This window comes from Verrucomicrobiota bacterium JB022 (genome assembly GCA_030673845.1).
Classification (GTDB): domain Bacteria; phylum Verrucomicrobiota; class Verrucomicrobiia; order Opitutales; family Oceanipulchritudinaceae; genus WOUP01.
In genome coordinates this window covers 153,438-178,690 of sequence record JAUTCQ010000006.1, presented here as the reverse complement: position 1 = coordinate 178,690, position 25,253 = coordinate 153,438, and the positions used below count along the sequence as shown (strand labels likewise).

The window sequence follows — 25,253 nt, the reverse complement described above, 5'->3', positions numbered from 1 at the left end:
CCGGAAACCTGCCCCCCTGCCCTTATGAAACTCCTTCTTGCGGCCACGTTGGCCAGCCTACCCCTCATGCTCCACGCCCAAGCCGCCACCGATGCCCCCCGCCCGGAGTGGGACGACGTGAGCGTCATCCAGGTCGGCACCGAAAAGCCGCGCGCCACCTTCATGCCGTTCCCCGACCGCGCGAGCGCGCTTGCCAACCTCAGCACGCCCAAGCGCTCCCTGCGCTACCATACGCTTTCGGGCGACTGGGCTTTCCAGTGGTCGCCCTCCCCCGCCGACCGTCCGAAAGACTTTTACCGCGCCGATTTCAACGACCGGGGCTGGGACCGCATTCCAGTGCCGAGCAACTGGCAGATGGAAGGCCACGGCATCCCCATCTACGCCAACGCCACCTACCCTTTCCCCACCGACGAGATGCGCCCGCCGCTGGACTGGAACCCGGTGGGCTCCTACCGCCGCACGTTTGAGGTGCCCGCGTCGTGGAATTGGCAACCCGGATCCGACGCGCCCGTTTACCTCCACTTCGAGGGCGTCGACTCCGCCTTTTACCTCTGGATCAACGGCGAAAAGGTCGGCTACAGCGAAGACAGCCGCACGCCCGCCGAATTTGACGTGTCCCGCTACCTCAAGCCCGGGCAAAACGTGATCGCGGTGGAGGTCTATCGATGGTCCGACGGCTCCTATCTGGAGGATCAGGACTTCTGGCGCCTGTCCGGCATTTTCCGCGACGTCTACCTCTGGAAGGCCGCGCCCACTCACTTGCGCGACTTCGAAGTGCTGGCCGATTTCGATCCCGCCACCGGCAACGGCAGCCTCGATTTGATGGTCGACCTCGCGTCGGTCAAGAAGCAGCCCAACGCGCAGGTAAAGGTTGAGTTGCTCGACCCGAACACCCGCCAGCCGCTGGCCGAGATGCAGCTCAAAGCCGCCCAGACCGGGCAGGCGCGCCAAAAGTTGGTCGTAGGCAAAGTCGACGCCTGGAACGCCGAGCACCCGCACCTTTACCCGCTCGTGATCACCGTGCTCGATGCCGACGGCACGGTGCAGGAGGTGGTCGCGCAAAACATTGGCTTCCGTCGCGTGGAGATCCGCGACGCCGTCTTTTACGTCAACGGCCAGCCGATCAAGCTCAAGGGGGCTAACCGCCACGAGCACCACCCCGACACCGGCCACGTCGTCACGACCGAGAGCATGCTGCGCGACATCCGCGAGCTGAAGCGCAACAACTTCAACGCCGTCCGCACCTCGCACTACCCCAATGTGCCCGAGTGGTACCGCCTCTGCGACGAATACGGCATCTACGTGCTCAACGAGGCCAACCTGGAGACCCACGGCTTTGGGCGCGGCCCCACCAACGCGATGAACCACGCCCCGCAGTGGCGCGAAGCCCACATCGACCGCATGGAGCGCATGATCGAGCGGGACTTCAACCACCCATCCGTCATCATCTGGTCGGTCGGCAACGAGTGCGGCGACGGCCCCAATACCAATGCCGTCTACGAATGGGCCAAAGAGCGCGACCCGTCGCGACCGATCCACTACGAAAACGCCTTTTACCGCGGCTGCTCCGGCTACGCTTCCGACTTCATCTCGCACATGTATCTGCCCGCCGCGCAGATCGACGACGAGCTGGAGCGCTGGCCCAACCGCCCGTTCCTGCTCTGCGAATACACCCACGCGATGGGCAACAGCAACGGCGGCCTCGACGCCTATTGGGACATCCTTTGGAGCGAACCGCGCGTCAGTGGCTACTTCGTTTGGGACTGGATGGACCAGGGCCTGCGCGTCGACATCCCGCACGGGCTCAACGACCCCTGGGGCCGCACCGATTTCATGGCCTATGGCGGTTGGTGGGAAAATCCCCTCGGCATCCGCAACGACGACAACTTCTGCATGAACGGCGTGCTCCGTGCCGACTGGACCGGCCACCCCGGCCTGAAGGTGCTCAAGCACATGCAGCAGCCCGTGGGGATCGAGCTGCAGCAGGGCACCCAGGGCGCACGCCTGACGTTGCAGAACCGCTACGACTTTACCGACCTCGCCGAGGTGGCAGAGCTGCACTGGCAAGTGCAGGAAGAAGGCAAGGTAGTGCGCGAAGGCACCGTCTCGCTGCCCAACATCGCGGCCCGCCAGACCGCCACCCTGCGCCTGCCCTCCGAGGCATGGGTCTCCGAGCCGCAACGCGAAACGTGGCTCAACCTTTCCTTCCGCGCCAAGCAGTCGACCTACGCCTGGGAAAAGGGCTACGAGCTGGCACACCGGCAATTCAAGGTCGGCGGTGAATACAAACCCACCGAGCACAAAGTCTCGCGCGGGGCCACGGTTGCCGTGCAGGAAGACGGTGATCTGATCCACCTCTCCGGCGACGGCTGGAAGCTGGCCTTCGACCGCAAAAAGGCCACTATCGCCAACTGGCAACGCGGCGAAAAGGACCTCGTGAAGCGCGGCCCGCGCCCCGACTTCTGGCGCGCGCCCACCGACAACGATCGCGGGGCCGGCCTGCTCGCGTTGAGCGAAGACGATTGGCGCAAGCGCGGCAGCCTCGCCGCCAGCCGCCTCTGGCGCGGTGCCGCCGACTCGTGGCAGCCCACCGCCGAAGTCTCCCCACGCGGAGCTAACGGCGCCGCCACCGTGCGCTTTACGGGCGACATCCTCGAAGGCAAAGCCACCGTCTCCCTCACCTACACCGTGCTGGCCGACGGCGTGCTGGAGGTCGACTACGCCTACACCGCCCGCGAAGACATGCCCCTGCTCCTGCGCGTCGGTACGGATTGGCACCTGCCGGCCACCTTCGATCAGCTCGCCTGGTACGGCCGCGGCCCCGAGCCCACCTACGCCGACCGCGCCTTCGAGCCCATGGGCGTCTACCAGTCCACCGTGCTCGGCAACTGGACGGAATACTCCCGCCCGCAGGAAAACGGCAACAAGGTCGACGTCCGCTGGCTCGAAGTGACCAACGGCGACGGCACCGGCCTGCGCTTCGAATCGGCCCAGCCGCTCAGCGTCAACTCCCTACCCTACTCCACCCAGCAGATCCAGCGCACGCCCTACTCGTGGCAGCTCAAGGCGCCTACCGAAACAGTCGTGAATATCGACCACGCGCAGCTCGGCGTCGGCGGCGACGACAGCTGGGGCGCCATCGCCCTCCCGCCCTACCAACTCGACGCGCAGGAATACACCTACCGCTACCGCGTCACCCCGCTTGGGAAGTAAAGGCAGCCGACTCAGACCAATCCGCCCCCTCCGCCCACCGTCGACCAGCCGGTGGGCTTTTTTGCGGCCTTTCAACCCCAAAAGCTAACGTTAATCATTCCAATTCAAGCATTTTCTGACGATCCGACTCTGAGCTACTTTGCCTCATCACGCCCCTCAGGTTAATCCTGATGCGGCTTCGCTTTTACAGCGAGCCACTCCCCCCAAGCGGCTCCGTATGCCGCACTTTAAAGAACAACCCTACCCAATCCCATGAACACACTCCCCACCGCGCTGGCTTTAGCTGCCGCGTTCATCCTCCCCAGCGCACTCAGCGCTCAGTTCAAGCTGACCGACACCATCACCATGACGGGCGGCACCCTCGTCATCGAATCTGCCTTCCCCTGGCAGGTCAGTTACATCGCCTGCAATGTGATCGACATCACCGATGACTACGTTGGCACCATCTACTCCTCCTGGGATGCGGCCAGCAACGGCAACATCCTCATGATAAGTGGGGTTGAGCCTGATCCGTTGTCGACGGAGGTTTGGCCTTATCTCGGCTACGCCACCATCTACTACCCGTATATCCCGGAAGGCACTTATCGGGTAGAAGTGACGACTTCCTGGCCCGGAAACGATTCGCTCGACCTCTACGAGCAAAACTAGAGCTACGCTTCGGCACAGGTTGAGCCTCTTCTGCCGTGCCCATAAGTGCCCCACGAGCGGGGGTAATATCCCGGCTCTCACTCCCTTAAACAAAGACGTTACACTACCCAATCCTATGAAGACCCTCCCTACATCCCTTGCCTTGGCCGCCGCGCTCGCTCTCCCCAGCGCACTCAGCGCCTACTCTCCTCTCTCGGATACTATCACCATGACGGGCGGCACCTTAGTGATAGACTCCACCTTCGATTGGACGACTGACATTCTGGCTTGCCACATCACAAACCTCACAACTGACACGACTTTCTCATCTTGGGATACGGATGACAGCGGTTACATCCAGATGCTCTCCGGCACTCATCCGGACGGAGACACTGAAGTCTGGACCTACCTTGGCTACGCTCTCATCGAATACACCAGCATCCCTGCAGGGACATATCGCGTCCAGATTACGACCTTCGGAGGCACCAACTACACACTCGACCTCTCCGAAGAGTAGACCAGCATCGTACCGCACACAGGTGCCCCTCGCCTGCCTCCAGCCCACCCCTCTCGAAGCGGTGGGCTTCTTTATGGGTTTTCCTTGTAGTAGGACTGCCACCGTTGCCAATCCGGGATGCCCTCGCGCTGGAGGTAAGCGACTACCCAAGGGGCCATGGTGCGTTCATACCAACTCGGTTTGATGTGGAACAACGCCTGCAATTTTCCCGCAATACCTTGGGCGGGCAAAGGTGTGTACAAAAACAGCTCTCTGCCCTGCAGCGAGGGCGGATAGTGGACCACATTCTCGATTTCCACTTTATTGTGTAGCTCAAGATTGCAGGGGATCCCCCGCAACCTCAGTTCCGTCCTCACCTGCTCCCATAGCTCGCTCTCCGAAGAGACATCGATCACACTGCCAGCGCGATCGCCCAGCAGTAAAAACCAGTCATCTGCAAAAGGGCCGTCTGGAGTTACATATTCCCCGACAAGGCAAATATCGTCAAATGAGATATGCAGGGGATCCATTGACCTTTTACTTACCCAAAACCGTAATGGATCCACAAATCTATTCTCCGCCATACCCTTTCCCCTCCGCCCCTTTTAACAATTCGCGGTTGCGAAATGCGCGAGAGAAGACGCTCACCCGGGGGGCCATAAGCCGATCTAAAGGACATACCTCATTTTCACATGAAATCCTGGACCATCGGCAAACGCGTCACCCTCGGCTACCTAGCCGTCATTACCATCATCATCGCCTTGTGCAGCTTTACGCTCTACTCGCTAAAGCAGATCAAGCACAACAGCGGCCTCAACGACGAGACCTACGAAGCGGAGATCCTCATGGAGACGATGATCACCCGGGTGCGCGGCATCGAGACCTGCTATTACCAGCACATCATGTCGAGCTCTCGCGAGGAGATGACCAAACTCGTCGACGACATTCAGGCCTACCGCGACGACAACGCGAAAGCCGTCCAGGCCTACGAGGCGATCCTTCAGAACGCCGATGCCGACTACACCACCCAGCGGGAGACCTGCAAAGCGGTCTGGGAAGAGCGCCTCGCCTTCAATGCCGCGATGGACAAGTTTCTGCAGCTCAGCTGGGGCAGCACCACCCCTGAAAGCGCCGCCGCCCTCTTCACCCAGAGCCGCAAAGAACTCGACCCGGTGACGCGCAAGTATGAAGAAGGCCTCCGCGCTCTGCGCGACGTCGTCCAGGCCGACTCTGCTGTCGCCAGCGCCCAAATGGCCGCCTACCTCAGCAGCACCGAACTTGCCTCATGGATCGGCACCGCCCTCGCGATCGTTGTCGGCCTTGTTCTCGCCACCATCACCGTCCGCAGCATCAATCGCATCCTCTTGCGCCTCGCCTCCAACCTTGGCGACGCTTCCAGCCAGGTATCCTCGGCCGCCAATCAGGTCTCGGCCGCCAGCCAGTCGCTGGCCGAAGGCTCCAGCGAGCAAGCCGCCTCGCTCGAAGAAACCTCCGCCTCGCTGGAGGAGATCAACGGCCAGGCCCAGCGCAACGGCGAGCGAGCCGACACCGCTCGCACCTATGCCGAAGAAGCCCGCACGGCCACCGAGCAAGGCAACTACCAGATGGAGCAGATGGTCGGTGCCATGACCGACATCAAAAAGGCTTCCGACAACATCGCCGTGATCGTGAAGACGATCGACGAAATCGCTTTCCAGACCAACCTGCTCGCGCTCAATGCCGCCGTCGAGGCCGCCCGCGCGGGCGAAGCCGGCGCCGGGTTTGCCGTCGTGGCCGAAGAAGTGCGTGCCCTCGCCCGCCGCGCCGCCTCCGCCGCCCAGGAAACCACCGAAAAGATCGAAGACACCATTGCCAAGAGCAGCAACGGCGTCGCGCTCTCCGGCAAAGTCGCCGACGGGCTGCGTGTGATCATCGACAAGACCTCCCGCGTCAACGACCTCGTTCTCGAAATCTCGGGCTCCTCCCGCGAGCAGTCCCAAGGCATCAGCCAGATCACCATCGCCGTCACGCAGATGGACAAGGTGACGCAGTCCAACGCCAGCAATGCCGAGGAAACGGCCTCCGCCGCCGAGGAACTCAACGCCCAGGCCCTCACGCTGCAGCAGGAAGTCTCCCAACTGCAAAGCATCGTCAGCGGACGCCGCGCCAAGGCCCCCACGGCCCAACCCAAGCCCACGCCCCGGAGCTTCGGCTCACCCAGGCCAACCCAGTCTGCGGTGCGCGCCCCCAAGTTCATCCGCGCGGCCGCACCCAGCCGCGAAGAAGAGCTGCTCACCGCTGAGTGGAACTGAGTCGATAGCCGAGTCCAGCCCCCAAGCCGATCCCCACCCGGATCGGCTTTTTTGTGCTCATCGCCCACGCACAAAAGGAAGTAAACCGTAGACCGACAAGCGCAGTGACGACACAGCCCAACTGGCCGCAGACTCCCAAGCGCCCCATGCGACTCCCTTTTCTTACCCTGCTGACCAGCCTCCTTCTCGCCAGCCTGCTCAGGGCCGATGTCACCCTCGGCACCCCTTTTCAGGATCACGCCGTCCTCCAGCACGGCAAGCCTCTGCCCATCTGGGGGCGAGCCGCGCCCGGCGAAACCATCCGCCTCCGCCTGGGCGACAACGCCCCGGCCCAAACCGCAGCCGATGCCACCGGGCGTTGGCAAGTGGAGCTACCCGCCCTGCCCGTCTCGACCGAGCCGCAGACGCTCGTCGTCGAAGGTCATAACCGCCTGGAAGTAAACGATATCCTCATCGGTGAAGTCTGGCTCTGCGCAGGCCAGTCCAACATGGAGTTTCGCCTCCGCCACGCCAGCGAAGCCCAACCAGCCATCGACACCGCGCAATACCCCCTCGTCCGCCAGCTGAAAATCGACCGCAATCCTCAGGCCGAGCCACAGGAGACGGCCCCCGCCCAGTGGACCGTGTGCAGGCCGGAGACTGCCGCAGACTTCAGCGCGGTGGGCTTCTATTTTGCCCGTGATCTCGCCCGGCGCCTGCAAGTGCCGGTCGGTATCATCACCAGCGCCCACGGCAATTCGCTCGTCGAAGCCTGGATGAGCCCGGCGGCCTTGGGCGACACCTCGCACCTTTCCGCCGAAACCCTGCCCCACCGTCAGCCGTCCGCCCTCTACCACGGGATGATTCGCCCCCTGCTCCCCTATGCCATGCGTGGCGTGCTCTGGTATCAAGGAGAGTCCAACGCCAGCCGGGCAACGGGCTACGGCTCCAGTTTTCGTACGCTCATTGGCCAGTGGCGTCACGACTTCGCCCAGCCCGACCTCTTTTTCTTCTGGGTGCAGCTGCCCAACCTCGAGCGCATCTACCCGCCGGGGACCGCCGATGGCTGGCGTGAACTGCGCAGCCAACAAGCCAGCGCCCTCGTGCTGCCTCGCACCGGCCAAGCCGTCACCCTCGACATCGGCGATCCGCAAGACATCCACCCCACCCACAAACGCCCCGTGGGCGAACGCCTCGCCCGCCTCGCGCTGCACCGTGCTTACGGCCATGCACTGGAAGACAGTGGACCGGTGCCCGTCGCCCTCGAAGCCCGCGAGGGCAGCCTGGCGGTGCGCTTCTCCCATGCCAGCGGGCTGCACCTCCGCCACGATGCCCCCGAAGCCTTTGAGCTGGCTGGCGAAGACGGCCAATATGTGCCCGCCACCAGCGTTACCGTGACCGGCGAAGGAAAGCTGGCAGTGAGCGCGACCGCCGTGCCGGCCCCGGTCGCCGTCCGCTATGCCTGGAGCGCCAACCCCACCGCCACGCTCTTCAACGAGCCCGGGCTTCCGGCAGCCCCCTTTCAGGCTCGCGTCCGCTAGAAGGGCAAGGCGAGCCCTCCCGTCTTTACTGTTGCCCCATGGCGTAGGGCGCGGCGTTCAAGGCCACCGTGCGGGCCGCTTGCGCTTTCAAGGCGGCAGGCGGGTATTCGCGGGGCAGGAGCACGCGCACGATCATGCCGCCCTCGTCGTCGGAAAGGTGGAACTGGCCGCGCAGGGCTTCACACATGCGGCTGACGATACCCAGCCCCAAGCCTTCGCCCTCCACCTCGTGATCGTATTCGGGGAAGGGCGCACGCGAGGGGCGGCGCGTATGCGTATTGCGGATCGTGAGGCACCACAACTCGCGACTGACGACCCTCCACTCCACCGCGATCTCGCCGCGCGGGGTAAACTTGAAGGCATTGTGCAGCAGGTTTTGCAGGATGCGGGCAAGCTTCAAGGTATCGGCCTGCACCTCCAGCTGCTCGTCACCCTTGAAAAGCACCGACGGGCCATGCTCGTTGACCGTCATAAACGGGGCGCTGGCCTGGTGGACAAAGCGGGCCACATTGATCCGCTCCACCTCCAGCTCCGGATCGCGGGCTTCGAGCGAAGTCAGCTCGCGCACCTCGTCGAGCAGCCGCAGGGCACTTTCCAGGCCCAGCAGGAGCACGTCGGTCAGGCGACCGTTCTGCTCATCGGGCCCGATCTCGCGCAGGCGGCGAGTCACCTTGGAGAGGATCGCGAGGTTGCCGCTCAGATCGTGCGCCACCTGCAAGACGGATTCGCGCTGCGTGCGGCCCACCCGGTCGAGCACCTCCAGGTGCTGCTCCAGATCCACCAGACGGCTCTGGGCCTCGGCCTGGCGCAACTGCTCAAACTGGCTGACGCTCTCCGACACGCCGGTCGTGATCAACTCGCCGATCACGCCATAAATGATGCGCAGCCCCTCGGGCGTGCAAGGCTCCGCATCCAGCACCTCTTCCAGCTGGTGGAAGACGGCGCCGCGCAGGTGGTACCAATCGCGCACGAGGCTACCGAGGTGGAAGCCCTGGTGCCAGCGCTCCCGCCCATGCTGGCGGAGCATCTCCGGCAGGTCGGGCATCCAGGGCGCATGCGTCCGCCGAGTCACGACTCCCTCAGCGTAGTCTTGCAAACGCCGTTCGAGCAGGTCGAGGAAGTCGGGAATGTGGTCGTAAAACTGGTTGCGCGTGAGCAGCGGCTGGCCCGGCGGCATGTCTTCTTCGGAGCGCCGCTTCCATTCGCGCAGGATCTCAGTACGCCGTTGGCCGAGCTGCTCGACCACGAGAAGGAGTTGCTTTCTTTCAGACATTTTTTTAAATTGGCTAGGCCAAATTATAGATGTGAACTTCATTGCCTATCGGCCACTCTGTCTCGACAGTAGAACAAGGCTTTCTTCCTGATCTACGGCTGTTTACAGATGAGCATCAGAATAGGGATAGTTGATAATCACCCCGTAGTGCTACTGGGCCTCCGGACTCTTCTGGAGGAGCAGGCGCACTTCGTAATCGCGTGGACGGCGGACTCCGCCGATCAGGCGCTCGAGTGGCTGGCCGAACGGCCCGTGGACATCGTCGTCGTCGATCTCCGTATGCCGGAGGTCTCCGGGCTCGACCTGCTGAGGCAGATCCAGAGCCGCGCGCCGCAGTGCCGGCGAGTCGTGCTCTCCGCCTATGCCTACCCGCAAGAAGTGAAGGAGGCTTACCGCCTCGGCATCAATGCCTACTTTACGAAAGACGACCCCATCGAAGACGTGGTCGACGGGTTGCAACGAGTCGCAGGCGGAGACGTAGTGATCAAGGCAGAGCATCAGAGTTTTATCGAAGACGACTTTCGAAACCCCCTCAGCCCCCGCGAGCGGGAGATCCTGCACCTGCTGGCCAAAGGCTATTCCAACAAGATGATTGCGTCGGAGTTGACCCTGACCCAGGGCACGGTGAAGGCCCATGTGATCCGACTGTTTCAGAAGCTGAACGTCCACAGCCGCACCGAGGCGATCAAGAAGGGGTTGAAAGAAGGCTACTTCTCGGTCGACGACCTGGGCTGAGCTTCCCGAGAGAAACCAGGTGCCAGCTGTCGGGCGAAGTAGCGGAGTTGTTTCATGGATACCCCTTCTTCAACAAGGGGTGTGCCAACCTTGCGTGTAATTCGCATTCTAACGCGAAACTCGCGTAAAAAACATCCGGAACCCATGTCCCGGATGCCACACTTCAAAAACATACGCCGCTATGCACAGGTATAATCAATGCACTCTGCGCGACACGCTACGCTGTGCGTATGCCAATCTTTCAAGCTGCTCGATTCGAGATTCGAGGTCATGCATCATGCACTGAATTGAAGATGCATTTACGCCACGTTGGAGACGTTGCGCCTCTTCCTCCCGACACAGCTCGTAATAAAGTGCCTCGACCGATTCGTAAGCACCTAGCGCACGTTCGGGCAGACGAGATCGGAGACGCTTCAAGAGACGAAGACTAGTAGGGTTGGGCGACATCGGAAGCTAAGCTAGGCACCTCCTAGCTCTTCTTCAAATCGAAAAGAAACGCTAGGGTATATGAGCCAACCCACTGAAGACTATAGCGCGTCTAATAGGGGGTTGTACGCCTATGCTTTTACTGGCGATTTACTTAAATCGCCCCTACGATGAACCCCAAAACCACACCGAAAATAACGTGAGCTGCCAGGTGAACGATACCTATTTGCCAAGTAGCACGGTAATGCGTGCGATCCGGTGAGCTCTCGGCGGCCCCATACATGAGGGCAAAGCCGACGATCATCCCCTGGAAAAAACCCAGCACAGCGCCCATCAAAACACCGAAACCGGCGTTGAAGTCGCCAAACCAGGCAAAAATCACGGTGTAGGCCGCCCCAAAACATGCGCCCAAAAATAGGTGCAAGACCAGCGGCAAAGGCCCACTTGCCTTGGCGTCGTGGTGCAAAACGGTCGAAACGACCCGCGTCATGTCCACATCGATGGCGGGGGAGCGACTGACGAGTCGCATAAACAGGTGCATCACCAGAGCGGCAAACACTCCGGCGATCAGCCCTGCAAACAAGATCCCGCCTGAGACCATGGTAATGCCACGCCCCTATCGGGCCGTGTCCTCCTCGTCTTCGGCGGGGTCCTGCGCGTTGGCCGCCTGGTCGTCCGCCGCAGCTTCAAGCCCGGCGTCTACCAGATCTTCGGGGATCTGCTGCTCGTCGCTCACCGGCGGCAGCGAGTTCCCGTCACGGCCAGTTTCGGGAAAAGCAGCTGGATCCCGGGCTTGGCCGGAATCCAGCGGTTGTCGATCAACGTCCGACATCTAAAAAATTCCTTCCGGTCTGGGAAAGACTAGACCGTAGGGGTTCGGCCGCGCACAGCGCCAGCAATGAGGGAGACGATGAGCAGCACGAGGAACACGAAGAACAGAATCTTCGCAATCCCGGCGGCGGCACCGGCGATCCCGCCAAAACCAAGGGCGGCGGCAATGAGGGCTACGATAAAGAAGACGATGGACCAGGTAAGCATTGGAATAACTCCTTGTTTAGGTTTGCCCCTTTATATTGCCTATCGCGTGCCAACCTCTTCAAAAAACTTACATCTAGTTGATAATAAAGATGTAACAGAAAACAGGGTTTTCACATAAAACGTACCACATGGCAGCTTGCAGTTCTACCGGCTGTTTTGGCCATGCAAGCCTGCAACTTGCCCCCGCCTATTCGGCAGCCAGGCGTACGGTGACGTTGCCATTACTCGTGACCACGCGCGATTCCTCGGTGCTCTCGCCCAACTGCAGCTTCATCTCGTGCTTGCCGCTATCGATAATCCGCGCCGCCGGCAAGTCCCGCAGTTTGATGCCCCCATTGGACGTCTTGAGCGTCAGGATGCCGCTGAAGCTTGGGCTCAGCACCACCGAAACGCTACCGTTGGAAGAAATAGCCGTCAGCGGCCCACGGCTTGCCTCCGCCAGCGCAATCTCGATCGAACCGTTGGAGGTCCGCACTTGGACGGCGCCCGCCGCGCCCCTTACTTCCACATCTCCATTGCTCGTGTGCACATCCACCTGCCCTTGCACCTCATGGACGACCACACTGCCATTGCTGGTGCGGGCCGAGACCTCCCCTGCGTGCTCCCGCACCTCGATGCGGCCATTGGAGGTTTCCAATGCGGCCGGCCCGCTCAGCCCTTGCAGCTTGAGGTGGCCGTTGCCCGTCTCCAGCGTGACCCCCTCCACGCCCGGCACCACGAGCTTGAAGCTCACGCCCTCATTGCGTTGCAGAGAGCTCCCATCGGGCCACAACGGGCGCAGCGACACGCGCTGGCCGTCGTCCACCGGCATCACGTCGACCGTGTCGAGGCGCTCCTGCGAGCGCACCCGCACCTGTGCCTCCACCGCGACCTCGGCCGTATCGCCCCGGATGACTTCAATGTAGCCGTTGCGGGTCTCCACCTGCAGCGCACGGCCCTCCGGCATCGCCATCGACGCCGTGCGCGTGCCTTTGACCAAGGGGGTGGAGAAACAGCCGCTCAAGGCCAGCAGCAGGAAGACGGCGGCACTGATCGCCGCCCCGCGAGACATCACTTTTTGCATCATGCAGAGGAGACGAACCGGCCCGGCGTTTTGTTACACGCCAAAACAGCTTTTATGCCCCCTCGCGCACCGCCTGCACCGTCTGCTCGATCACGCCGTCAAAGCTCCCGTTGGAGAAGAACACGACCACCTGACGCGGCTCGTCCAGCAGGCTCTGACGCAGCGCCGCGCCCATCGCCTCATTAGTGCCGTGCGCGACGGCCTGCGTGCCGAGCCCGGCGGCAATCGCCTCCAGGTCGATCCGGTCTTCGTCGCGGTAACGCTCGGCGCGGAAAACGGCGCCGAAGTGCACACGGTCAGCCGGGGCGAAGGCGGTCGCAAAGTCCGCCTCCAACACCTTGCGGCAAGCCGTGTTGCTGCGCGCCTCGAAGCACGCCACGACCGGCCGCCCCTTGTAACGCTGCTGCATCGACTCCAGCGTCTGGCGGATCGCGGTCGGGTGGTGCCCGAAGTCGCTGATCAGCGTCGTCGTGCCATTGTCGAACAGCACCTCCTGGCGACGCTTTACGCCTTGGTAGCCCTGCAGCTTTTCCGGCTCAATCGCACAGAAAGGGTCTTCGGGCTTCAACGCCAAACCGGCAGCGAGGCAGGCCATGGCGGCATTGCGGGCATTGTAGAGCCCCCACTGCTTCCACTGCACCCGACCCCATACAGTGCCGCGCCACACCAGTTGAAAGCGCGAGCCACGCTCGTCTTCGGTAAAGCCCCGGATCTGCAAATCGTTGGCCGCATCGGTCCCTACCTTCAGCACGCGGCACCAATGCACCGAGTCGACGAGATCGCGCTGGTTGGGGTCGTCGCCATTGGCGAGGATGAAGCCGTCTTGCGGCACGATGCGCAGCAGGTGACTAAACGTGCGCTGCACGTCGGAAAGGTCGCGAAAGATGTCGGCGTGGTCGAACTCCAGGTGGTTCAGGATCACGATGTTGGGCGCGTAGTGGATGAACTTGCTGCGCTTGTCGAAAAACGCGCTGTCATACTCGTCGCCCTCGATCACAAAAGGCGCGTCGGGCTGGCCCAACTCGGCCCCGCTCGGCAAGTCGCGCGGGATGCCCCCCACCAGCCAGCCGGGCTGTTGACCATGCTGGCGCAACAGGTAGGCCGCGAGGCAGGTGGTGGTCGTCTTGCCATGGGTACCCGTCACCACGATGTTGCGGCGGTGGGTGAGCAGGTGGCTGTTCAACAAGCCCGGCAGCGAGGTGTACGGGATAGCGCGCGTGCGCAGCAGCCACTCCACCTCCGGGTTTCCGCGCGTATTCACGTTGCCCACCACCACGAGGTCGGGCTGGAGACGCTGCAGACGCTCGGCATCGAAGTCGGGCAGGATCTCGATCCCGGCGGCCTGGAGGGCGTCGCTCATCGGCGGGTAAATATTGCGGTCGCACCCGAGCACCTCGTGCCCCAGTTGGCGCATCAACAACGCCGCATTGCCCATCCCCGTGCCGCACACACTCATGAAATACAACCGCATAGCCCTACAGCATGGGCCACCTCTTGCCCCAAAGGCAAACGCGGAGCGCAACCTTTTATGCGCTCGCCCAGCCGCGCTAGCGGTAATCCTCGTCCTCGTCGTCCCACGGCTCTTCGAGCACGGGCGGGTGGTGGAGGTCGAGGTAGTCTTGCAAGATCAGGCTGGCGGCGCGGGAATCGATTTCGCCCGTGGCCCGCGTCTTACGGTCGTTGCTGTTTTTGCGGCCCATCGCACGCAACTGCGTCTCGACCTGGTGGGACGTCAGCCGCTCGTCCATCCGGTGCACCGGCAGGCCAAAACGCTCTTCGAGCTGCGCGATAAACACATCCACCTCGCGCGCCTTGAAGCCGACCGACCCGTCCATGTTGAACGGGTAGCCGATGATCAACGCCGCCGGGCGACGCTGCTCCACCTGCCGGGCCAGCGCCGCGAACTTCGCCTCCAGCGTGGCCTCGACCACCGCAGGCAGGGGAGTGGCCACCCCCAAGTCGTCGCCATAGGCAAGGCCGATGCGTTTCTCTCCGTAGTCGATCCCGAGATAGCGGGGCATCGGCCAGTTATCGACGCTGTAACGCCCGGAGTCTAGTCCAATGAGCGCCGGCAGATGCCCTTACACCAGACCGCCGTTGGCACGGATCACTTGCCCGTTGATCCACCCGCCTTCGGGGCCGACGAGGAAGGCCACCACCGGCGCGATATCCTCCGGCTTGCCCAGCCGCTCCAGCGGAGGCATTTTCGCCAGCCGCTCGACCTGCTCGTCCGTCTTGTCCTTCAGGAACAGCTCGGTCGCGACCGGCCCCGGCGCAACGGCGTTGACGGTGATGCTCCGCCCCCGCAGCTCCTTCGCAAAGATGTGGGTCAACGACTCCACGCCCGCCTTGGTCGCCGCATAGGCCGAGTAGCCCGGCAGCGACAGCCCCACGACGCTGGTCGAAAAGTTGACCACGCTCCCGCCTTGGCGCAGGTGCTCGGCAGCGAGGCGCAAGGTGTTGTAGGTGCCCTTGAGGTTGACCGCCACGATGTGGTCGAACAGCTCCTCGTCGGTATCCGCCACGTTGACGAAGCCCGGCTGGATCACACCTGCGCTGTTGACCAGCACATCGACGCCGCCAAAGGCCTCTACCGCGCGTTCGAACAGCCGGGCGGCATCGGCGACCTTCGAAACGTCGGCCTGCACCGCCATGGCTTGCCCGCCCGCGCTTTCGATGTGCGAGACGACCTGCTCGGCCGCATCCGCCCGACCCGCGTAGTTGACGACCACGGCAAACCCGTCGGCCGCCAGACGTTGGGCAATCGCCGCCCCGATCCCTCGCGAAGAACCCGTAACGATGGCCACGCGGGCCGGGTGAGAATTGTCGGTTGTGCTCATGTGCCTATTGTCGCACGGCCGGAGCGTTTCGGGTAGCCACGGCGGCGGCATATTCTATATTCAAAAACTGAATGACGCCCTTCGACGACCTCTCGCTGCTGCGGGCCTTTATTGCCATCGTGGACGGGGGCAGCATTTCGGGCGGCGCGCAGGCGCTCAACAAGCCGCAGCCGACCATGAGCCGCTACCTGCGCACGCTGGAGGAGCGTTGCGGTGCCACCCTGATCCAGCGCGACACCCACCGCATGCGCCTGACCGAAGCGGGGCAGCGCTTTTACGCCGATGCCCTTGCCATGCTGGAGCTGGCCGACGAAGCGGAGCAGCGCCTGTGGGAAGATCGCGTGGCGCTGCAGGGCCATTTGCGCATCTGTTCGACCATCGAGTTTGGCCAGACGGCCGTGCCTCGCCTGCTCGCGGCCTTTTTGCAAGACCACCCGCGCCTCACCGCCGAGCTGGATTACAGCAACCGCCCGCTCAACATGATCGAAGAAGGCTTCGACGCGGGCATCCTCGCTGGTCACTTGCAGGACGACCTCGTGGTGGCGCGCCCAGCGGGAGAGATCGTGCGCTACCCGGTGGCCGCCCCCGCTCTGATTGCCTCGCGTAGCCAGCCCCACCAGCCTGCCGATCTCGCCGACTGGCCGTGGATGAGCCTTGCCGGGGCCCAGTTTGGCGGCAGCGACCAGTTGGTGCTCGAAGCGGAAGGTCGCGAACCCGCAGAAGTGCCGCTCCCGCCCGTGCTCGTCGCGCGCGGCGTCACCAGCCTGCGCGAAGTCGCCTACACCGGCCTCGCCGGCTGCGTTTTGCCTCACTGGCTGGTCGAGGAAGACATCGCAGCCGGTCGCCTGACTCGACTCCTGCCCGAGTGGCACGCGCCCTCCTTCCCCGTCCACGTCGTCTACCCCGCCCACCGGCGCCTGCCCGCTCGCGCCCGCGCCTTCGTCGACTTCGCCGTCCAATGGCTGCGAGACGAGCTGGCGTGAGGGGAGCGGATACTTCAGGCTTGTAGGAGACGATGCGGCAGCCAAAGCTTGCCTCACCACCACCCCGCTCGCCTCATACCCTTTATGCGCTTACCCTTTGCCATTCTCGCCTGCTCGCTGCTTGTGCTGCTCAGCGCACCGCTCGCTTCAGCAGCCCCCGGAGAGCCCATGCCGTTCGTCTTGCCCAAGTACGACGCGTCAATCTGGGTCGACGAGTTCCCGGTTTCTTACGAAGAGGCAATCACGCACACTAGGTTCCTCGTGCGCGGCAAACTGGCAGCGGGACCGCTCGAACCGGAGCTTCTCACTCGTGAACGGGTGGTGCGTGCCGCCACTCAATACGTTTCCCTCGCCCTAACGGGGCTTACGCTCGCGGCCTACGAAGGTGACACGTACTTCCTCATCGGCTTTCACTATCAGCAATCTCCTTCGTCTCACCCCTATCCTTCCGGTCTACTCGTAGACAAAGGAACGGGGCATGTGTTCTCCTGGAGTTTGGGGAACGAATACCCGTCCCGATATCAGTGGCTTGAAGCCTTTCCTTATCCGGAAGAAGAAATCCTGGCGCATATACTTCCTTACCGCGATTGTCGGGTTGAGCCCATACCTCTTCAAGGTCGGAACAGAGACCGTCTCTTTCAGCACCTCCTTGCCAGCTTGCCAAGCCCGACAGGCATATGGCGTCTACTATTGCACGAAACCCCGGGCTATTTCGTGGTTTGCATTGGAACCTTGGACCACCCGTATCCCGATCAACTGCAGCAAGGGATGTTGGTAGACAAAAAAGATGGATCCATCAGCTTCTGGAACCGGAACATTAAGCCTACCCCGGGGCCAGCTATCTCCCTCCGATGGGGATGTACATCACCCGAAGAGGCCAGCCTTCCACCTCTTCCGGTCCACTGGCTGGACAATTTTCCGATTTCCATAGAAACCGTTACCGCTCATCTTGATAAGAGAGGTGGTGCCTTTGGTTTGCAAGCAGTTCCTCTTTCGGATCTTACCAAGCAAAAGGTTGTGGAACATCTCTTCGGACAACCGAGCTTCACCCTGCTTGGTTACGAGGGCGACGACCATTTTGCCATCGCCCTCCCCACCTATCTAACGCTCCCCCACCAGATGTTCCAAGTGGGCCTGCTGATCCGAAAATCTGACGGCGAAGCAGCTTACTGGAATCTTGCTCAATCGCCCAAAGAACCCTCCCTACCCAAGCTTTTGTCTTCGGAACTCCCGATCCAACCTGTGCCGGACCCGCAGTCAGCAGAACAGGGAGTCTATTATTATGACCGATCGGAGGGGGTCAGCTCAGTCCGCCGCGTAACAACCTTTCCTGTCCCTGAAACGGAGCTGATCGCGCATGCCGACAATCCGGACTGCCATGGATATGCTCCGATGCCGGCGGATGCCACCGACATCTCCCGAGTGATGGATTACGTTTTCAGAGAGATCTCTTACCCGCGTAACGTGATAAACTTTCTGGTTCATGAAAATACGGACCGCTTTGTCATCTGCGTCACCGGCAAAAACACGCCACCCGAGGACGTGTTCAAGCGCGGGCTCCTGATCCGGAAGTCCGATGGCACTATAACCAGATGGGATCTGACCAGAGAGCCCTGCCTCGAATATGCCCCAACCATTCTCGGTGGGCCCTATTACGACGAATCCGCCGGGCCGCAGTTCAGCAGCCCCACACCATAGAACCTCCCCCACCACCCGCCTCACCCGGCTGGGCGGTTTTTATTCCCGCCCCCGCTTGCACCCGCGCCGGAAGCCGCCAACGTTTTCCTTCGTGATGAGCGACACCAGCCAGCAGCGAAGCGTGGGGCTGCGGGATCTGTATCTCGATCAGCTCCGGGATCTCTATAGCGTGGAGTGCCAGTTGATCCCGGCCTTTGAGGAGCTGGCGAAGTTGGCGAGCTGTAACAACCTGCAGCGGCTCTTCGAGCGCCACGTCGAGGAAACACGACTGCAACAGGAGCGGCTCGCGGCTGTCGGGCACGCGCAGGGTTGGGACCTCGGCGGCGACCCCTCAAAGGCCATGGAGGGCCTGATCAAGGGCGGGCACGCGCACATCAAGGACATGCCCACCCCCGAAGCACGCGACGTGTTGATCGTCGCCCACACCCGCCGGGTGAAGCAATATGAGTTGGCGGCCTATGGCATCGTCGAAGCCTTGGCCAAACGCATCGGCTGCCGGCAAGACATCGAGCGCCTCCGCGCCTCGGCCGACGAGGAACACGCGATGGACCTCGCCCTCGCCCGGCTCGCCGAAGACGACATCCTCGACGCCCTGCCGGCCGATTGAGGAGGCGAAGAGCCGGCTACGCCTCCCCTTCCTGGCGCGCCACCGCCTCCGCGAGGTTGCGCTGGCGGAAATCGCGTGGAGATTCACCCGTCAGCCTCTTGAAGGCTTTGGAAAAGACAAAGGCATCGCTGTAGCCGCACTGGTCGGCCACCGCCCCGATGGGCAACAGCGTATTGCTCAACAAGTGCATCGCCCGTTGCACCCGCAAAGTCGTGAGGTAATGCAGCGGCGTATCTCCGGTATGCTGCTTGAATCGGCGGGCCAAGGTGGGGCGTGAAAAGCCGCTCTCAGACGCCAGCTCGTCCAAAGTCCAAGAGCGGGTCCACTGGGTGTGCAAAAGCGTGAAGACGCGCACCAGTTGCGGATCCTGCAATGCACCCGCCCAGCCCGTTTCGCTGCCCGTATGGCGATCGAGCCACGCACGCAGCAGGTAGTTGAAGAGCACGTCGAGCAGCCCCCGGCGAGCTGAGTCGGCACCCATTTGCAGGTCAGCCAGCTCCGCCTCGATCACCGGCAGCAGGCGTCGGATCGCCGGGATTTCTTCCGCTTCGGCCCCGCGCAGGACAAAGGTGGTGGGCAGCTCCCGAAAGATCATGTGTACAGGGTCGTTCCACAGCCGATAGTGCCCGCTGATCACCGCCACCTCCTGCCCGGCAGGCGTCCGCGTCGTCACGGTGTGGTCAAACCCACGGGCCAGCATCACCAGGTCTCCCGGCTCGAGCTCCAGACGCTGGGAGCATCGGCAGCCCTCGATCGTCACCTGTCCCGCCCGGACAAGGTGAAACGCGATGCTACGGTCGCACCGGCAAGTGATCACCCACGGCGCACTGCCCTCGCGCTGCCGCAAAACCGCGCGCTGCAGCCCCGCTTGTTGCAGGATGTCGGTCAATAGATCCATGCGTCGTGGTCCATTTCACCTTCTTTGCCCTTGAGACGCAACGACAGGTTTCGCAGACGCCGGGCCATGGTCTGCCGTGCCCACTCCAGGTAAAATCGTCTCATGAAAACGTTGATCGTCCACTACCTGCCCACGGGGGCGGATTCCCATACGCGGCAGCTACTCAAGCTGTTTGAAGAGGTCGCCCCGACGGGCGAACGGGAGGTGCTAGACCTCCTGGAGACCCCTGCCCCGACCTTTGGACGCGCGAGCATGGCCGCCTACCTCAAGCGCAACTACCGCCACGAGCCACTGACCGAAGCCGAAGCCGCCCTGTTTGCCCCACAGGATGCGCTCATCGCCCAGCTCAAAGCGGCTGACGTGCTCGTGATGGCCTACCCGATGCACAACTTTTCCCTGCCCGCCCCGGTCAAGGCCTACATCGATGCGATCATGTTCATCGGCGAGACCTTCGACTGGACTCCCGCCGGCCCCGCCCCCGTGATGCAGCACCTCCGTGCGCTCACCCTCTACACCTCGGGTCTGGAGTTGGGCACCGGCCCGATGCACGAATTCCCCAACTGGGACGGCGTGCATGCCCTCTCCCGCATCCTGTTTGAATTCATGGGCTTCAGCGCGTGGGAGAGCATCGGTGTCTCCCTGCGCGACCCGCAAACCCGCCCGGCCAAACTCGCAGAGGTGCGCCGCCGCCTCGAAGGGCTCGTCCACCAGTGGTATCCCTCCACCTGCGCGGTCTAGGCGCGGCGAACGTGTTTGGCACCCTTCCGCCTTGACCACGCGCACGCGGCCCCTGCTAATGGCCGTATGGAGGAGCCTGCCGAGATCAAGGCCTTGAAGGATGCGCTGGCGTTTTCGCCGGAGAATGTGCCGCTGCACCTACACCTCGTGCGCACGTTGCAGAAATACGGTCGCCACGAGGCCGCACTGGAGGCGTGCAAGGAGGCCCTGCGCGTCTCTCCGCAAAACCCGGAGCTGGAGCACGCGATGGCGCAGGCCTACCTGCAACTGGAGAAGCGCGACGAGGCCCTCGTGATCCTCGAAAGCCAGGAAAAGCGCGGCGTGCTGACCCCGGCGGCGCAAGTGACGTTTGCCCGCCTGCTCTCGCAGACGACCGAGCTGATCAAGGCCGCGCAGCTCTACCTCGCAGCCAAGGAGGCCGACCCAAGCTGCGAAGATGCCGAGCTGGAGGAAGAGCTGGCTCCGTTTTTGATGGACGACCCGGTCGAAGACCGTCCGCGCACCGAGCCGCTGCGCGAGGGCCGGGGCGACGCGCCCTACCAGATCGACCCGGAGCGCCCGCGCATCACCTTTGCCGACGTGGGCGGGATGGACGCGGTGAAGGAAGACATCCGCATGAAGATCATCCACCCCATCGCCCATGCCGACCTGTTCAAGGCCTACGGCAAGGCGGTCGGTGGCGGCATCCTGCTCTACGGCCCGCCCGGCTGCGGCAAGACCTACCTCGCCCGCGCCACCGCCGGAGAAGTCAAGGCCAGCTTCTACACCCTCGGCCTCCATGAGGTGCTCGACATGTATATCGGCCAGAGCGAAAAGAACCTCCACGAAGTCTTCCAGCAAGCCCGCCGCAGCGCCCCCACCATCCTCTTTATCGACGAAGTAGACGCCCTCGGCGCCAACCGCAATGACCTCCGCCACAGCGCGGGCCGCAACGTGATCAACCAGTTCCTCTCCGAGCTGGACGGCGTCGAAAGCTCCAACGACGGCCTGCTTGTGCTCGGCGCGACCAACGCCCCCTGGCACCTCGACAGCGCGTTGCGCCGCCCCGGCCGCTTCGACCAGATCATCTTCGTGCCCCCGCCCGACGAGGAGGCCCGCGCGGCCATCCTGCGTGTGATGTTGAAGGACAAGCCGGCGGAAAATATCAACTACGAGGCCGTCGCCCGCCGCACCGACGGCTTTTCCGGTGCCGACCTCAAGGCTGTGGTCGAACGTGCGGTCGAGCAAAAGCTGGACGAAGCGATGAAGAAGGGGGGCCTCGTGCCCCTCTCGACCAAAGACCTCGAGCAGTCGGCCAAAAAGGTGAAGCCGAGCACCAAGGAGTGGTTTGCCGCCGCCCGTAACTACGCGCTCTACGCCAACCAGGCGGGCCTCTACGACGACATCCTCGCCTACCTCGGCATCAAGAAGTAAGGCCCATGCCGCCGAGCATCGAATCAACCCGCCTCATCGAGCCGAATTTCAACCGAAGCCCGCAAGCCGAAGGCTTGGCAGCTCTTAGCGCGGGGTTGAGATCTGCCCAGCAGAGCGATACCCCGGGAACGCAGGCAAACACCGCCGCACCCCGGCGGGGTGCCACCCCACGATCATGAGCACGTCGTCAACCGAGCCGCCCCCCACCGTGTCGCAACTGCTGGAGCAGAAACGCTACCGCGAAGCCGCCCAGCAAGTCGGCGCGACCGAAGCCGAACGCCCCTTGACCCGCCTCGCGCTGCAGGTGGCCGAATTTCCGCTCGGCGTGTTTGGTGCCGGGCTGGTGCTGATCAACCTGCTGATGGTCGTCAAAGGCGATGGGCTCGCGCCGGTGATCGTCTTCAGCGTCCTGAGCATCCTCACGACCCTCTACGCGTCGCTAACCGCCTTTGGGGCCTGCGCCGCCGTCTTGCTCGTCGCGCGCCGGACCTCCGAGATCGTGCTGCCCCGGATCGAGCTGCGCCGCCTCGGCATGGTAGGCGGGGCCGTCGTCGCGGCGTGGCTGCTCCTGCTTGGCGGCATTGTCATCCAGAGCGCGCTTGGCCTGCTGGCTGGCGTGCTCGTGGCCTGCCTCGGCGTCACCCTCAGCGGTCTCGCGTTGTGGAAGCACCCCGGCAAGGCGTCCCTCTTCTGGCTGGAGGCGCTGGGGCTGCCCCTCGTGCTGGTAGGCATCCTGCTCGCCCCGCTGCCCCACCCGGCCATCGGCGGCCTCGTCGCCCTCGCGCTGCTTACCTTCGCCTACCAGCACAACGACACCGTCTCGCGCGCCACCGCCAAAGCGTCATGACCCCCGACGTCCGCCCCTCTAACGTCGCCCTCCAGCGCGCCCAGCAACTGCTGGAGCTGAAACGCTACCGCGACGCGGCAGAGGAAGCCGGACGGGCACTGGAGGCAGATCCGCAGTGCGCAGAGGCGTTGTGTGTGATTGCGAGCAGCTATATTGGGATAGGTGAGATTGAAGAGGCCTTTTCCGCAGCCTGCGATGCAATTTCCCTGGACCCAAACAACGCAGGAGCACTGTACACCATCGGATGGATCCAAGCCAAACGTGAAGAATATCTGGAAGCAGAGGAAACGCTGCATTGCGCTTTGGCCCTTAATCCCTGGAATGCCCAGATCATTGCCTTGCTTGCAATAGTTTCCCTTAACCTGAGGAAGCTAGATGACGCAGAATACTTCGCGCGATCGGCCTTGGCGGAGGATCCAACGCTCTCGAACGCTCGTATCGCGCTCATCCACAGCCTGCAAGAAAAGCAGAACATCGCCGCAGCTGAAGTCGTACTACGCGACTGGCTCAAGCTGGCCCCCGAAGATGTAGACGGCCACCTGCAACTCGGCGCACTCTGCCTAAAAAACCACCGCCACCCTGAGGCGGTTGGTGCTTTTGGCGAGGCGCTCCGCATCAACCCGCTCTCCCGCGACGCCACAAAGGGCCTGATCACAGCTATCAAAAATCGGCACTTAACTTACCGCCTCCTGACGCGATTGGGTACAAAGCTGTCTGGGCAATCTGCGCTCGCGTCTTTTATCGTACCCGCAGTCATGAGCCTTTTCCTGATGATGGGCCTACGAGAGCTTGTACCGTTTGATGCCAATGCTGCGGTCTTCGCCTCGATTTTCGGCTTCTGCTGCGCACTGTACACGGGGGTTGCAATGTGGCCCGCATGCACCAACCTCCTGCTACTCACCCGGCCTGAGCGGCGATATCTTGTGCACCGCTACGAGTTGCTCCATTCCGCTGCCATCGCCGCAACTTTCTTAGCTGGAGTGATCGCCTTTGTTGCAGGCGTTCTGCTCCTCCAGACTGCTACCATTTGCTTCGGAACTGCCTTGGTGTGCTTTGCGGTGCCTATTCGATACCTTCCCATAAAGTCTACTATCAGCGCCGCGGTTCTCGGGATTGAGCTCGTAGTCGTACCTTACTACTTGGTCTGTATGCTATACACCAAAGGCCTGCCGCCGGCTGAGATTGGAATCTTTCTGCTTATGCTGTCAGCGTTCGTACTCTTTATCAACCGCCTCATCTCCCGCTACATCTAGCCCTACCCCATGAATCCCCACGTCGAACGCGCGCGGCTGTTGCTGCAACAAGGTAATGTGAACCGGGCCGAAGAGTCGGTGCGGCAGGCGCTGGAAATCGAGCCGCAGAGCGCGGAGGCGATGGCGATCCTGGCCCTGTGCCTGCAGCAGCAAGACAAGCGCAAGCCCGCGCTGGAGGCGGCCCAGGAGGCCGTGGGGCTCGACCCGCACGACGCCTACGCGCAATACATCCTCGCCGTGATCACACACGACCAAGGCAAGCTGAAGGAGAGCGAACAGGCGGTACGGCAGCTATTGGAGATCAACCCCAACCTGCCGGCGGCCTACGGGTTGCTCGCCTCGATCAAGCTGCGGCTGCACAAATACGCCGACGCCGAGCAGGCCGCCGCCACGGGCCTGCAGCTCGACGCCGAAGACACCATGTGCCGCAACATGTATGCGCAGGCCCTGCGTATCCAGGGGCGCAAACACGATGCCGAGCGCTTTATCAGCGATACCCTGCGCCGCACCCCCGGCGACAGCGGGGCGCATGTCGAGATGGGCTGGGCCAAGCTGCACCAGGGCGACCACCGGGCGGCGATGGAGAGCTTTCGCGAGGCCCTGCGCCTCGACCCGCAGGACGACCGCGCGCGGCAAGGGATGCTGCAGGCGATCAAGGCCGCCAACCCGATCTACCGCGTCTTTCTCGCCTACCTTTTCTGGATCCAGAGCCTCTCCAGCAAGGCGCAATGGGCCTTCATCATCGGCCTCTGGCTGGGTGCAAAGGCCTTGGGCGGCATCTTTCGATCGCAGCCGCATCTGGCACCCTATGCCGGTGCGGTGGGGGCCGTGTATGTGCTCTTCGTCTTCAGCACGTGGATCGTGGGGCCGCTCTTCAACGTCATGCTGCTGGTGCACCCGCTGGGGCGTCATGCGCTGCCACCGTTTGAGCGCAACGTAACTGTTGGACTGGCCGCGTCGATGGTCCTCGGGATTGGCCTGTGCCTGGCCTCGATCAAGTTGCTGGGGCTGCTCGGGCTCGGCTTGTTGTTCCTTGCGCTGGCGCTGCCCTTGGGCGCGCTGGGCCGGGCGGAGCGCCCGATGAACCGCTGGATCATCGGCGGCGAAGTGGCCATATTTGTGATAGGTGGCCTGCTGTGTCCGATCCTCGCAATCTTGGGCGTGATTGATCCTTCGCTCTTCTTCAACGGCCCGCTGTTCCTCGCCCTCGGCTGCCTGCTCTCTACGTGGGTCAACTCCGTGCTGCTCAGCCGGGAACGGTAGTTGGGAAATCTGCGTCCATCTGCGGCTAAAC

Annotated in this window: 24 protein-coding genes; 14 read left to right on the top strand and 10 right to left on the bottom strand. The window is 62.8% G+C overall.

The features are described 5' to 3' along the window. Positions 1-24 precede the first annotated feature (24 nt). The 3 genes from Q7P63_04525 to Q7P63_04515 all read left to right on the top strand — a co-directional run bounded on the left by Q7P63_04525 (position 25) and on the right by Q7P63_04515 (position 4,357). Positions 25-3,213 carry a glycoside hydrolase family 2 TIM barrel-domain containing protein gene (locus Q7P63_04525; GenBank protein ID MDP0499347.1) on the top strand — a complete coding sequence of 1,063 codons (3,189 nt, stop codon included), beginning with the start codon at positions 25-27 and terminating at the stop codon, positions 3,211-3,213. Between the two features lie 252 nt (positions 3,214-3,465). After that, complete coding sequence (locus Q7P63_04520; protein MDP0499346.1) at positions 3,466-3,861, top strand: hypothetical protein; 396 nt, start codon at positions 3,466-3,468, stop codon at positions 3,859-3,861. Positions 3,862-3,976: 115 nt separating this feature from the next. After that, entirely contained in the window at positions 3,977-4,357 is a 381-nt protein-coding gene (locus Q7P63_04515) for a hypothetical protein (GenBank protein MDP0499345.1), read from the top strand. 71 nt (positions 4,358-4,428) lie between these two features. Here the strand turns inward: Q7P63_04515 and Q7P63_04510 are convergent, their stop codons facing one another. Continuing rightward, positions 4,429-4,866 carry a hypothetical protein gene (locus Q7P63_04510; GenBank protein ID MDP0499344.1) on the bottom strand — a complete coding sequence of 146 codons (438 nt, stop codon included), beginning with the start codon at positions 4,864-4,866 and terminating at the stop codon, positions 4,429-4,431. A gap of 162 nt (positions 4,867-5,028) precedes the next feature. Here Q7P63_04510 and Q7P63_04505 point away from each other — a divergent pair, with 162 nt between their 5' ends. Together Q7P63_04505 and Q7P63_04500 are read left to right on the top strand one after the other, a co-directional pair. Next, complete coding sequence (locus Q7P63_04505) at positions 5,029-6,627, top strand: methyl-accepting chemotaxis protein (protein MDP0499343.1); 1,599 nt, start codon at positions 5,029-5,031, stop codon at positions 6,625-6,627. A gap of 146 nt (positions 6,628-6,773) precedes the next feature. Beyond that, positions 6,774-8,147 (top strand): sialate O-acetylesterase, encoded by a 1,374-nt coding sequence (locus tag Q7P63_04500; GenBank protein MDP0499342.1) that lies wholly within the window; start codon positions 6,774-6,776, stop codon positions 8,145-8,147. A 25-nt stretch (positions 8,148-8,172) separates the two neighbouring features. Here Q7P63_04500 and Q7P63_04495 read toward each other — a convergent pair whose 3' ends face one another. Further along, positions 8,173-9,420 (bottom strand): sensor histidine kinase, encoded by a 1,248-nt coding sequence (locus Q7P63_04495; GenBank protein MDP0499341.1) that lies wholly within the window; start codon positions 9,418-9,420, stop codon positions 8,173-8,175. A gap of 108 nt (positions 9,421-9,528) precedes the next feature. Here Q7P63_04495 and Q7P63_04490 point away from each other — a divergent pair, with 108 nt between their 5' ends. After that, on the top strand, positions 9,529-10,155 hold the full coding sequence (locus Q7P63_04490) for a response regulator transcription factor (GenBank protein MDP0499340.1): 627 nt from the start codon (positions 9,529-9,531) through the stop codon (positions 10,153-10,155). A 580-nt stretch (positions 10,156-10,735) separates the two neighbouring features. Here Q7P63_04490 and Q7P63_04485 read toward each other — a convergent pair. The 7 genes from Q7P63_04485 to Q7P63_04455 form a co-directional block, all read right to left on the bottom strand. Then, positions 10,736-11,164, bottom strand: coding sequence for a hypothetical protein (locus tag Q7P63_04485; protein MDP0499339.1), 429 nt, complete (start codon positions 11,162-11,164; stop codon positions 10,736-10,738). A 33-nt stretch (positions 11,165-11,197) separates the two neighbouring features. Next, on the bottom strand, positions 11,198-11,413 hold the full coding sequence (locus Q7P63_04480; protein ID MDP0499338.1) for a hypothetical protein: 216 nt from the start codon (positions 11,411-11,413) through the stop codon (positions 11,198-11,200). Positions 11,414-11,442: 29 nt separating this feature from the next. Further along, positions 11,443-11,619 carry a DUF1328 family protein gene (locus Q7P63_04475; protein MDP0499337.1) on the bottom strand — a complete coding sequence of 59 codons (177 nt, stop codon included), beginning with the start codon at positions 11,617-11,619 and terminating at the stop codon, positions 11,443-11,445. A 187-nt stretch (positions 11,620-11,806) separates the two neighbouring features. Next, positions 11,807-12,685 (bottom strand): DUF4097 family beta strand repeat-containing protein, encoded by an 879-nt coding sequence (locus tag Q7P63_04470; protein ID MDP0499336.1) that lies wholly within the window; start codon positions 12,683-12,685, stop codon positions 11,807-11,809. A gap of 49 nt (positions 12,686-12,734) precedes the next feature. Next, a complete protein-coding gene (locus Q7P63_04465; GenBank protein MDP0499335.1) occupies positions 12,735-14,153 on the bottom strand; it encodes a Mur ligase family protein in 1,419 nt (472 codons plus the stop codon). A gap of 76 nt (positions 14,154-14,229) precedes the next feature. Then, on the bottom strand, positions 14,230-14,703 hold the full coding sequence (ruvX, locus tag Q7P63_04460) for a Holliday junction resolvase RuvX (GenBank protein MDP0499334.1): 474 nt from the start codon (positions 14,701-14,703) through the stop codon (positions 14,230-14,232). Positions 14,704-14,763: 60 nt separating this feature from the next. Next, positions 14,764-15,522 (bottom strand): SDR family oxidoreductase, encoded by a 759-nt coding sequence (locus Q7P63_04455; GenBank protein ID MDP0499333.1) that lies wholly within the window; start codon positions 15,520-15,522, stop codon positions 14,764-14,766. 71 nt (positions 15,523-15,593) lie between these two features. On the opposite strand from Q7P63_04455, the gene Q7P63_04450 reads away from it, so the two are divergent. The 3 genes from Q7P63_04450 (at position 15,594) to Q7P63_04440 (ending at position 18,810) form a co-directional block, all read left to right on the top strand. Next, positions 15,594-16,505, top strand: coding sequence for a LysR family transcriptional regulator (locus Q7P63_04450; GenBank protein MDP0499332.1), 912 nt, complete (start codon positions 15,594-15,596; stop codon positions 16,503-16,505). A gap of 84 nt (positions 16,506-16,589) precedes the next feature. Then, on the top strand, positions 16,590-18,203 hold the full coding sequence (locus tag Q7P63_04445) for a hypothetical protein (GenBank protein ID MDP0499331.1): 1,614 nt from the start codon (positions 16,590-16,592) through the stop codon (positions 18,201-18,203). Between the two features lie 94 nt (positions 18,204-18,297). After that, complete coding sequence (locus Q7P63_04440; protein MDP0499330.1) at positions 18,298-18,810, top strand: DUF892 family protein; 513 nt, start codon at positions 18,298-18,300, stop codon at positions 18,808-18,810. Between the two features lie 16 nt (positions 18,811-18,826). On the opposite strand, the gene Q7P63_04435 is transcribed toward Q7P63_04440, so the two are convergent. Beyond that, positions 18,827-19,708, bottom strand: a complete 882-nt coding sequence (locus Q7P63_04435; GenBank protein ID MDP0499329.1) for an AraC family transcriptional regulator — start codon at positions 19,706-19,708, stop codon at positions 18,827-18,829. A 102-nt stretch (positions 19,709-19,810) separates the two neighbouring features. On the opposite strand from Q7P63_04435, the gene Q7P63_04430 reads away from it, so the two are divergent. The 5 genes from Q7P63_04430 (at position 19,811) to Q7P63_04410 (ending at position 25,222) form a co-directional block, all read left to right on the top strand. Further along, a complete protein-coding gene (locus Q7P63_04430; protein MDP0499328.1) occupies positions 19,811-20,446 on the top strand; it encodes an NAD(P)H-dependent oxidoreductase in 636 nt (211 codons plus the stop codon). 66 nt (positions 20,447-20,512) lie between these two features. After that, the gene (locus Q7P63_04425) at positions 20,513-21,859 is read left to right on the top strand and encodes an AAA family ATPase (GenBank protein ID MDP0499327.1); all 1,347 of its coding nucleotides are present in this window, start codon (positions 20,513-20,515) and stop codon (positions 21,857-21,859) included. A 175-nt stretch (positions 21,860-22,034) separates the two neighbouring features. Beyond that, entirely contained in the window at positions 22,035-22,706 is a 672-nt protein-coding gene (locus Q7P63_04420; protein MDP0499326.1) for a hypothetical protein, read from the top strand. Continuing rightward, on the top strand, positions 22,703-23,959 hold the full coding sequence (locus Q7P63_04415; protein ID MDP0499325.1) for a tetratricopeptide repeat protein: 1,257 nt from the start codon (positions 22,703-22,705) through the stop codon (positions 23,957-23,959). The genes Q7P63_04420 and Q7P63_04415 overlap by 4 nt, the downstream gene beginning before the upstream one ends. 9 nt (positions 23,960-23,968) lie before the next feature. Continuing rightward, positions 23,969-25,222 (top strand): tetratricopeptide repeat protein, encoded by a 1,254-nt coding sequence (locus Q7P63_04410; GenBank protein MDP0499324.1) that lies wholly within the window; start codon positions 23,969-23,971, stop codon positions 25,220-25,222. Positions 25,223-25,253 lie beyond the last annotated feature (31 nt).